This is a genomic window from Deferrisoma sp. (assembly GCF_054681715.1).
Genome location: NZ_BAAHFQ010000112.1, coordinates 1 through 9,631 on the forward strand (window position 1 = coordinate 1; position 9,631 = coordinate 9,631).

General features: G+C 73.3%; 6 protein-coding genes. 2 read left to right on the top strand and 4 right to left on the bottom strand.

Translation table 11 applies throughout. The features are described 5' to 3' along the window. Positions 1–593: dethiobiotin synthase (gene bioD / locus ACY0I8_RS13435; RefSeq protein ID WP_461395162.1), on the top strand; the 593-nt coding region annotated here is incomplete at its 5' end. Between the two features lie 154 nt (positions 594–747). After that, positions 748–945, top strand: a complete 198-nt coding sequence (locus tag ACY0I8_RS13440) for a hypothetical protein (RefSeq protein WP_461395163.1) — start codon at positions 748–750, stop codon at positions 943–945. A 193-nt stretch (positions 946–1,138) separates the two neighbouring features. Here the strand turns inward: ACY0I8_RS13440 and ACY0I8_RS13445 are convergent, their stop codons facing one another. From ACY0I8_RS13445 to ACY0I8_RS13460, 4 genes are all read right to left on the bottom strand, one after another. Beyond that, positions 1,139–4,396 (bottom strand): M20/M25/M40 family metallo-hydrolase, encoded by a 3,258-nt coding sequence (locus ACY0I8_RS13445; RefSeq protein ID WP_461395164.1) that lies wholly within the window; start codon positions 4,394–4,396, stop codon positions 1,139–1,141. 41 nt (positions 4,397–4,437) lie between these two features. Further along, positions 4,438–6,360, bottom strand: a complete 1,923-nt coding sequence (locus ACY0I8_RS13450; RefSeq protein ID WP_461395165.1) for a hybrid sensor histidine kinase/response regulator — start codon at positions 6,358–6,360, stop codon at positions 4,438–4,440. A 50-nt stretch (positions 6,361–6,410) separates the two neighbouring features. Next, a complete protein-coding gene (locus tag ACY0I8_RS13455) occupies positions 6,411–6,923 on the bottom strand; it encodes a ferritin (RefSeq protein ID WP_461395166.1) in 513 nt (170 codons plus the stop codon). Between the two features lie 479 nt (positions 6,924–7,402). Continuing rightward, positions 7,403–9,631, bottom strand: a 2,229-nt coding sequence (locus ACY0I8_RS13460) for a Tex family protein (protein ID WP_461395167.1), incomplete at its 5' end; no start/stop codon positions are given.

Here is a 9,631-nt window from a genome sequence, read left to right on the forward strand (position 1 = left end):
ACCCGGACCGGCCGGCCGACGCCCTGGCCCTGGCCGCGGCCGCCGGGTGCGCCGAGCCCCTGGACCGGATCTGCCCGTTTCGGTTCCGGGAGCCCCTGGCCCCGGCCGTGGCCGCCCGGCGGGAGGGCCGCGCCGTGGACCCGGCCGTGGTGGACCGGCGTCTCGCCGAGCTCGCGGCGGGCCACGACCTGGTGGTCGTCGAGGGGGCGGGCGGGCTCCTCGTGCCCTTTGCCGAGGGCCTCCTCTTCACCGACTGGATCCGGGACCGGGGGCTTCCGGTGCTCCTCGTGGGCCGACTCGGGCTCGGCACGATCAACCACACCCTCCTTTCGGCCCGCTACCTGCGGGACCGGGGCGTCGAGCTCCTGGGCACCGTGCTCTCGGCCACCCAGCCCCCCTCGACCCCGGCCGAGGCCACGAACCCCGAGGTGCTCGCGGCCTACCCCGAGGTGCGGCTCCTGGGGGTGCTGGGGTACGGCGAGACGGAGCTGCCGGAGGGGGTGTGGGGAGCGTTGGGAGGGGTCAACTGCCGTGAATCGGGGAACTGCCGGAGGTCGCGGGTCGTGGATTGTGAGGGACGAAAGGGACGTTAAGGACGGAAGGGACGTGGCCGCCTAGCTGCCTAGCCGCCCAGCCATAGACTACCTTCCCACTCCTCTTTTTTCCTTGACACGGGGCGACGAAATCCTTATCCTGCGCGCCGAATCCCACCGACGGGCGCCGCTGGCCGCCCGGAAGGAGCTCCGAATGGAGATCGTTGTCGCCGTGCTTCCCACCCTTGTGACCGCCGTGGTGCTGACCACGCTGACCCTTGCCCCCGAGGCGGCCTACCGGTTCGCCCGGGAGACCCAGCGGCGGTTTGCGGCGTGGCGGCGGGGCCTGCGGCGGCAACCCGAGGTCCCGCGGAGGGTCGTACGAACCTACGGCCGTTCTTGGTGTGAGTAGAAAAAAGCCGGCCCGATGGGCCGGCTTTTTTCGTGCGGACGCTGGGACGTTGGGACGCGCGGACGCGGGAACTGCCGTAGGTCGGGGGTCGTAGGTCGTTTCAGCCCGACGACCAACGACGAACGACCTACGACGAACGGCCTCTCCGCCGCCCAGCCGCCCAGCCGCCCAGCCGCCTAGCCGCCCAGCCCCCTCACCTCTCCTTAAGCTCCACCTCCACCCGCCGTTCCTCGCCGTTCCGGCGGTAGACCACCTCCACCCGGTCGCCCGGGGCGTGGGCCTTGAGGGCCCGGCCCAGGTCGGCCAGGCTCTGGATTTCCTCGGATCCCAGCCCCACGATCACGTCCCCCTCCCTGAGGCCGGCCGCCTCGGCCGGGGAACCCGGGGTCACCCCCGAGAGCCGCACCCCGGGGCCCGGGAAGGCGAAGTCCGGCACGGTGCCCAGGCTCACCTTCCGCCGGCCCGGGCCGGCCGGGGCCGGGGCCTTCGCGTCCGCCGGCGTGAGGGGTTCCCGGCGGTCGGCCAGGTAGGCCACGAACTCCCGGGCCACCTCGACCACCCGCACCAGCCCGGTGTAGTCGAGCTTGTCCGGGGTGTCGGTGGGCCGGTGGTAGTCGGCGTGGGGCCCCGTGAAAAGCTGCACCGCGGGGACCCCGGCCTCCACGAAGCTCACCTGGTCGCTCCCCCCCACGTCCCGGGCCACGGGCTCCACCCGCACGCCCGTCACGTAGCCCGCGCCGTTGGCGATGTGCACCCACTCCCGGGCCGTGCCGGTGCCGAGCACGAGAAGCTTCCCGTCGCCCAGACGGCCCACGGTGTCCAGGTTCACCATGGCCAGGGTCCGATCCGGCGGCACCGGCCGGCCCTGGGCCACGAAGTGCTTCGAGCCCAGCCGGCCGGCCTCCTCCCCCGCGAACGCCACGAACACCACGGTGCGGGCCGGCCGGGCGCCGGCCACCGCCCGGGCCAGTTCCAGAAGCGCCGCGACCCCGCTCGCGTTGTCGTCGGCCCCGGGGTGGAGCTTCCCCCGGTCCTCGGCCCGGGCGTCGGGCCAGCCGTAGCCCAGGTGGTCGTAGTGGGCCCCCACCACCACGGCCGTGTCCCGGAGCTCCGGATCGGCTCCGGGCACCCGGCCCACCACGTTCCGGAGCACCGCCTCCCGCGCGGGCTCCCCCCCCACGGCCCGGAACGCCTGAAACCACGCGCCCCCGTCCCCGGCCGGCTCGAGCCCGGCCTCGGCCATCCGGCGGGCGATCCAGTCGGCCGCCGCGTCGAGGCCCGGGGTGCCGAACCCCCGGCCGTCCCGCTCGGGCGCGGCCAGGAACTCCACGGTCTGCCGCAGCCGTTCGGCGGAAAAGGCCGGCGGCGGCCGGGCCAGGGGCTCCCGCTCGGGCAGGGCCGCCCGGGCCGCGGGGGCCTCGCCCAACTGGGCCGTGAGGGGCGAGTCGGTGACCGGCCAGCGGCCCTTGTCCACGTTGGCGGGCTCGTCGCCCTCGAACACGAGGAAGCTGTATTTGTGGTAGTGGGGAAGCTTCCGGGTGAGCCCCGGCAACGCGGCCTCGGGTGCGGCCACGAAGGCGAGCACGGCGCCGGGGTTCCCCGGTTGCCGGACCACGAGCACGGCGGTGTCGCTGGGCCGGTGGGCCCCGTTGCCGTCCCAGGCCACCCCCTGCTCCGAAAAGACCACCCCGTACTCCCGGGCCGCCTCGGCGAAGGCCCCGAGGTGGCGGTTCTCCCACCCCAGGATCCACACCGCCCCCGCCTCGGGCAGGGGCTCGGTGTCGGGGATCACCTCCCAGGCGCCCTCCTGGCCCTGGGCCCAGGCCCGGGCCGCCTCCTCGTAGGCCCGGCGCAGCCCCTCGCCGGCGGCCGAGGGGAGCACCACGGCCACCCGGTCGGCGCCGAAGGCCCCGCTCAGGGCCGGCGGGATCTCCCGGGGGTCGAGCCGGCGAAAGCAGTCGTAGGCCGGGTCCACGTCGAGCCGCAGGGGCCGGGCCTCGAACCACCCCTCCCAGGCCCCGAACCGCCCCTCGAGCTCCACCTCGACCCACCGCGCCCGCGGCTCCCCTTCCAGGGTCACGGCCACGGGCACCCGCAGGGGATACGCCGCCTCGGGCTGGCGCTGCAGAAGCTCGATCTCCACCTTCCACCGCCCACCCCGCCGGCGGGCCTCGGCCCGCCGGAGCTCCAGGTCGGGGGCGCCCGGCCGGTCCACCCACGCCCCGAAAAAGCCCGCGAGGTCCCGGCCCGATGCCGCCTCGAAGGCCGAGCGCACGTCGTCCCAGGAGGCCCGGCGGAACCGGTGGTCGCGGTAGAGCCGCCGGAGCCCCTCGACGAACACCCCGTCGCCCAGGCGGCGGCGGAGCATGTGGAACACCATGAGCCCCTTGCCGTACCCCACCGCCTCGGACGAGGAGCTGTGGCGGGCCGTGAACGCCCGAAGCGGGAGGTCCCGGCCCCGGGCCGCGTAGTCGGCGTACTTCTGGAGCGTGGTCTGGCGGTACTCGGCCCCGGCGCCCCGGTTCTCCTGGATCAGGTGGTCGGCCAGGTACGCCGTGAGCCCCTCACACCAGTTCCCGGCCTCGTAGTCCACGAACACCCCGTTCCCCCACCAGTTGTGGAGGATCTCGTGGGGGAACGAGGAGTGGAGGATGAACGGGAACCGGAGGATCCGGGGCCCCAGGAGCGTGAACGACGGCATGCCCCACCCGGTCTCCCAGAAGTTCTCCACCAGGGCGAACTTGGGATAGGGGTAGGGCCCGATGAGCTCGCTGTAGAGCCCCAGGTACGACACCCCGGCCTCCAGGTACTTCTGGGCGAGCCCGGGGTCGTCCTGCCGCAGGTAGGCCTGCATCTCGGCCCGGCCGGCCGGCCGGCGGTACAGGTACCACGGCGCGGCCACGAGGAAGATCTCGTCCTGGGGCACCTCGCAGGACCACCGGGCCGGCCCCTCGCCCCCGGGGTCGCCGCCCCCCTGGCTCACGGCGCGCCAGCCGGGGGGCAACTCGGCCTCGAGCCGGAAGGTCACGAGCCCGTGCCCGAACGCCGGGTACCAGCCGCTCGCCCCCGAGAGGTACACCCCCTCCTCCGAGATCCGCCCCGGGGTCGTGCGAAATCCCCGGGCGTAGTCCTCGGGATCGGAGAGCGGGTGGCGGATGGGGCCCCGGTACCGGAACCGGAGGTCCTTCGCGGGCCTCGGGGCCTCGAGCCGGTACCGGGCCCAAAGCCCCTCGGCGCCGATCCGCTCTGCCGCGGGCTCCAGGAGCTCCAGGTCACGGTGGAGCCGGAACTCCACCGCCCGGAGGGCCCCGGGCAGGCCGACCCGGTCCTCGGCCTCCAGGGTGCCGGCCACGGGGTCGAGCCGGACCCGCAGCTCGTGGTGGACCGGCCCGGCCGCGGCGGCAGTGAGCGGGGTGAGGGTCAGGAGGAGCAGGGCGATCAAACGGCGCATGGGTGCGAGTCTCGGAAACGACCGGCGGGACATCGAAGACCTCAGGGGCCCACGCCTCTTGCCGGCTCGGCCGGGCGGAGGGCCTCCTCCACCGCCCGCAGGAACTCGTCGCCGCCGAAGGGTTTTGGGAGCACCGGGCAGCCCGGCGGCACGGCCTTGGCGGCCAGGTCCTCCCGGCCCGTGATCACGACCACCGGCAGCTCGGGCAGGAGCCCCCGCACCACCCGGTAGAGGCGGATCCCGTCGAACTCGGGGAGAATGAGGTCGAGCACCAGGAGCCCCGGGGGTTCCCTTTGGCGAAGCCGCTCCAGGGCCTCGAGCCCCGTGCGGGTCCGCTCCACCCGGTACCCGGACCGGGAGAGGACCACCTCCACGAGGTCCCCGACCCCCTCCTCGTCCTCCACCACGAGCACCGGGGCGGCGGTCAGGGGATGGCCGGGCTCCTGCCGCGGCGGGGCGGCCGCCGGCTCCTCGGGCGTCCCGGAGGCCTCGGGCAGCCACACCCGGAACGTGCTTCCCCCCGGGCCCGTGGCCGCAAGGTCCAGGTCTCCCCCCCACGCGCTCACCGAGGCGTGGGCTTCGGCCAGCCCGAGCCCGGCGCCGTGGCCCTCGGATTTGGTGGTGAAAAACGGCTCAAAAATCTGGTCCCGGATCTCGGGCGCCACCCCGGCACCGGTGTCCTGGACCTCGATCGCCACGCCCCGGGCCCCGTCCCGATCGCTTCGGGCGGCCCGGATCTGCAGGGTGCCCCCCCGGGGCATGGCGTCGCGGGCGTTGAGGCACAGGTTCAGGAGCACCGAGGTAAGCCCCGCCGCGTCCGCGGCCACCGGCGCGAGGCCGGGCTCCACCTCCAACCGGAGGGCGATGGTCTTCGGGAGCGTGTGCTCCAAAAGCACCCGGATCTCCTCGAGGCACTCCCCGGCCGAGGCCGCCCCGGGGGGCCCCGCCTCGCGCCGGGCCACGGCCAGGAGCCGCTGGGTGATCTCGCCCCCCCGCTTGCACAGCCCGGCGATCCGGTCGAACTCCTCCCGGGCCGGGCTCGTGGCCGGAAGGTCGAGCCGCCCCACGTAGGCGGCGCCGAGGATGCTCCCCAGGATGTTGTTGAACTCGTGGGCCACCCCGGCCGCGAGCCGGCCCATGGCCTCCAGGAGCTGGGAGCGCCGCAGCCGGTGCTGAAGCTTTTCGCGCTCCACCTCGGCCGCCCGCTGGAGCGAGAGGTCCACCATCTGGCACAGCACGTGGAGCGGCCTCCCCTCGGCGTCGCGCACGAGGGACGCGTGGGTCTCGACCCAGGCGTCGGTGCCGTCGGGGCGCACATAGCGCTTCCGGAGGCTGTAGAAGGGCACCTCGCCGGCCACGAGCCGTTCCAGGCACTCCCGGCTCACCCCCCGGTCCTCGGGGTGGGTGTATCGGTGGAACGTGCTCCCCTCGAGCTCCTCCCGGCTACGACCCAGCATGCGGCACAGGGCCGGGTTCACCCGCAGGAACACCCCCTCGGGGGTCGCGATGCTCATCCCCACGGGGGCGTGCTCGAAGGCCGCGTTCATCCGCTCCCGGGCCAGGGCGAGCTCTTCCCGCACCCGCTTGGCCTCGTCGACGTCCCGGACGCTCGCCACCACGAGGTCGGCGCCCCGGACCTCGGCCCGGCGCAGGCACACCTCCACCCAGAAAACCCGCCCGTCCCGGGCCCGGGCCCTCCACTCGAACCGCTGGGGGCCCTCGAGGCGGGCCTTCCGGACCCAGGCCGCGGCTTCGGCCTGGGTGTAGGGGGGAACGCCCTCGCTCAGATCGGCAACCTTGAGCGCGAGCATCTCGCCCGCCGGCCACCCGCAGAGCTCGCAGGCGGCCCGGTTCACGTAGAGGATGCGGCCGTCGGCCGGGTGGTGGACGAACACGGCGTCGTCCACGGCGTCCAGCAGGCCGGCGTGGAAGTCGGTGGGGAGGAACGGGGGGGAGTCGGTCATGGCGCCGGAAGCGGCCCGGGCCCCGCCGGGACCCGGGCCACCGCGGGGGCTTATTCGCCCTGGGCCGGGGGGGTGAATACCCGCTGGCCGGCCTCCTGGTCGAGCATGAGGAGGCCCCGGCCGTCGCCCTCGACCCGGCGCACCTTGGCGAGCCAGGCCGAGAAGTTCGCCTCCTCCTCCACCTGCTCGGTCACGAACCACTGGAGGAAGATCCGGGTGGCGTGGTCGCTTTCGGCGATGGCCAGGTCGGTGAGCTTGTTGATCATCTGGGTCACGCTTCGTTCGTGGTTGAGCCCGTACTCGAACACCTCGGTCAGCGAGGCGTAGTCGTTCTTGGGCTCGGGGATCGCGGCCATCCGGGCCCGGCCCCCGGCCTCGCACAGGTAGCGGTAGATCTTGTCGCCGTGGGTCAACTCCTCCAGGGCCTGCACCCGGAAGAAGTTCCCGAACCCCGGCAGGTCCTCGGCCTCGCAGTAGGCCGCCATGGCCAGGTACAGGTAGGCCGAGAAGAACTCGTTTTTCATCTGCTCGTTCAGGGCGTCTTGCACGGCTTGGCTCAGCATGGGGTTCCTCCTTTTCGCTGTTTGGAACGTTCGGAGAGTCAGGGGCCGTAGAGATCCCGCAGGTCGTGGGTCGTGGGTCGTTGAGGCGCAACGACGAACGACACACGGCCGGCGACCAACGGCAGTCGAACTCCCCACCCTTCTCCGTGAACTCCGTGCCCTCCGTGGTTTCCATCTCTGGATCGCGGGTCACCCGTCACCGATCATCGGTCACGCGTCACGGCCTTCCGCCCCCGTCACCCGTCACGGCATTTCAGCCACTGATGCACACAGATTTACACAGATTTGAGGATTTTCACCTGTGTCCATCTGTGCCAATCTGTGGCAGTAATCCAAGGGCGCCCGAACCACCCGCAGGCGTCACGACGAACGACCTACGACCAACGACCCGCGACCCTTCCCCCCGTCATCCGTCACCCGTCACCCGTCACCCGTCACCCGTCACCGACGTTGAACGATGACCCGGCCGGGTGCGGTTGTCAAGCGCGGCCCGGGCGCACCCTGTAGCGCTGGGCCAGCTTGGCCTTCCAGTCGTCGGCCGCGAGTTCCCGCCGCTTGCCCTTGGGCCGCGCCGCCCCCGGGTCCGAGCGCATCGACAGGGAGATCCGGCCCCGGTCCCGGTCCACCCCGAGCACCCGCACCCGCACCTTCTGGCCCACCCGGACCACCTGGGCCGGGTCCTCCACGTACCGGTCGGCGAGCTCCGAGACGTGGACGAGCCCGTCCTGGTGCACGCCCACGTCCACGAACGCCCCGAACCGGGTGACGTTGGTGACGACCCCGGGCAGCTCCATGCCCTCCTTAAGATCGTCCAGGGTCTGGACCCGCTCGTCGAACCGCACCGGGTCGAAGGCCTCCCGGGGGTCCCGGCCGGGCTTCCGGAGCTCGTCGAGGATGTCGCGCACCGTGGGGAGGCCCACGTCGCCGGCCACGTACGCCTCGGGCCGGATCCGGTCCACGAGCCGGTCGTTTCCGATGAGGTCGTCCACCGGCACCCCGAGGTCGGCGGCCATCCGCTCCACCAGGCCGTAGCGCTCCGGGTGCACGGCCGAGGCGTCCAGGGGGTTCTCGCCCCCGGTGATCCGCAGGAACCCGGCGGCCTGCTCGAAGGCCTTGGGGCCGAGCCGGGGCACCTCCAGGAGATCTTCCCGACGGCGGAACGGGCCCTTCTCGCGGCGGTGGGCCACGATGTTGCGGGCCAGGGCCTCCCCCACCCCGGCCACGTACCGGAGGAGCGAGGGGCTCGCGGTGTTCACGTCCACCCCCACCCGGTTCACGCACCACTCCACCACCCGGTCGAGGGCCTTCTTGAGCCGGGTCTGGTTCACGTCGTGCTGGTACTGGCCCACCCCGATCGATTTGGGGTCGATCTTCACGAGCTCGGCCAGGGGGTCCTGGAACCGCCGGCCGATGCTCACGGCCCCCCGCACCGACACGTCGAGGTCCGGGAACTCCTCCCGGGCCACGGCCGAGGCCGAGTACACGCTGGCCCCGGCCTCCGACACCATCAGCACCCGGCAGCCCCACTCCGGGTGGTCGCGAAGGAGCGCCCGCACGAACGCCTCGGTCTCCCGGCCCGCCGTGCCGTTGCCCACCACCACGAACTCGGGCCGGTGCCGGGCGATGAGCCCCCCCAGGACCTCCCGGGCCTCCTCCACCCGCTCCTGGGGCGGATGGGGGAAGATCGCCTTCCATTCCAGAAGGTCGCCCTGCTCGTCCAGGGCCACGGCCTTGCAGCCCGTGCGAAACCCCGGGTCGATGGCCACCACCCGCCGCCGGCCGGCCGGGCTCTCCAGCAGAAGATGCCTAAGATTCTCGCTGAACACCGCGATGGCGGCCTCGTCGGCCCGGGTCTTGAGCTCCACCCGCACGTCCACCTCGATGGAGGGGGCGAGCATCCGCCGGTACGCGTCGGCGATGGCCTGGCGCACGAACTCGCGCCAGACAGAGGGCTCGGGCTTCAGGAACCGGCGCTCCAGGGCGGCCAGGATCTCGGCCTCGGGCGCCTCCACCCAGACCCGGAGCACCCCCTCCTCCTCGCCGCGGCGCACGGCGAGCACCCGGTGGGAGGGCACCCGGGTCACGGGCTCGGCGAAGTCGTAGTACGTCTCGAACTTGGTGCGCTCGCCCCGTTTCTCCGGAAGCGCCTCGGCCCGCAACACCCCCTTCTCCCAGGTGAGCCGGCGCACCTCGGCCCGGGCCTCGGGGTCGTGGGCCACGGTCTCGGCCACGATGTAGCCGGCCTGGGCCAGGGCCTCCTCGGCCGTGGGCACCTCCCGCCCGGGGTCCACGAAGGCCGAGGCGATCCCGAGGGGGTCCCCGGCCGCGTCCTCCTGGGCCAGGGCCCGAAGGGCCAGGGGCTCGAGGCCCCGCTCCCGGGCCTGGTCGGCCTTGGTCCGGCGCCGGGGCTTGTAGGGCAGGTAGAGGTCCTCGAGCTCCTGCTTGGTGCTCGCGGCCCGGATGCGCTCCCGGAGCTCGTCGGTCAGCTTGCCCTGGCCCTCGATGGTCTCGAGCACCGTGGCCTTGCGGGCCTCGAGTTCGGTCAGATAGGCGTACCGGTCCCAGACGGCGGCGATCGCCACCTCGTCGAGGCTGCCGGTCATCTCCTTTCGGTACCGGGCCACGAACGGGATCGTGGCCCCGCCCGCGAGGAGCTCGACCACGGCGCGCACCTGGCCCGGCCGGTGGCCCAGGTCCCGGGCCACCTG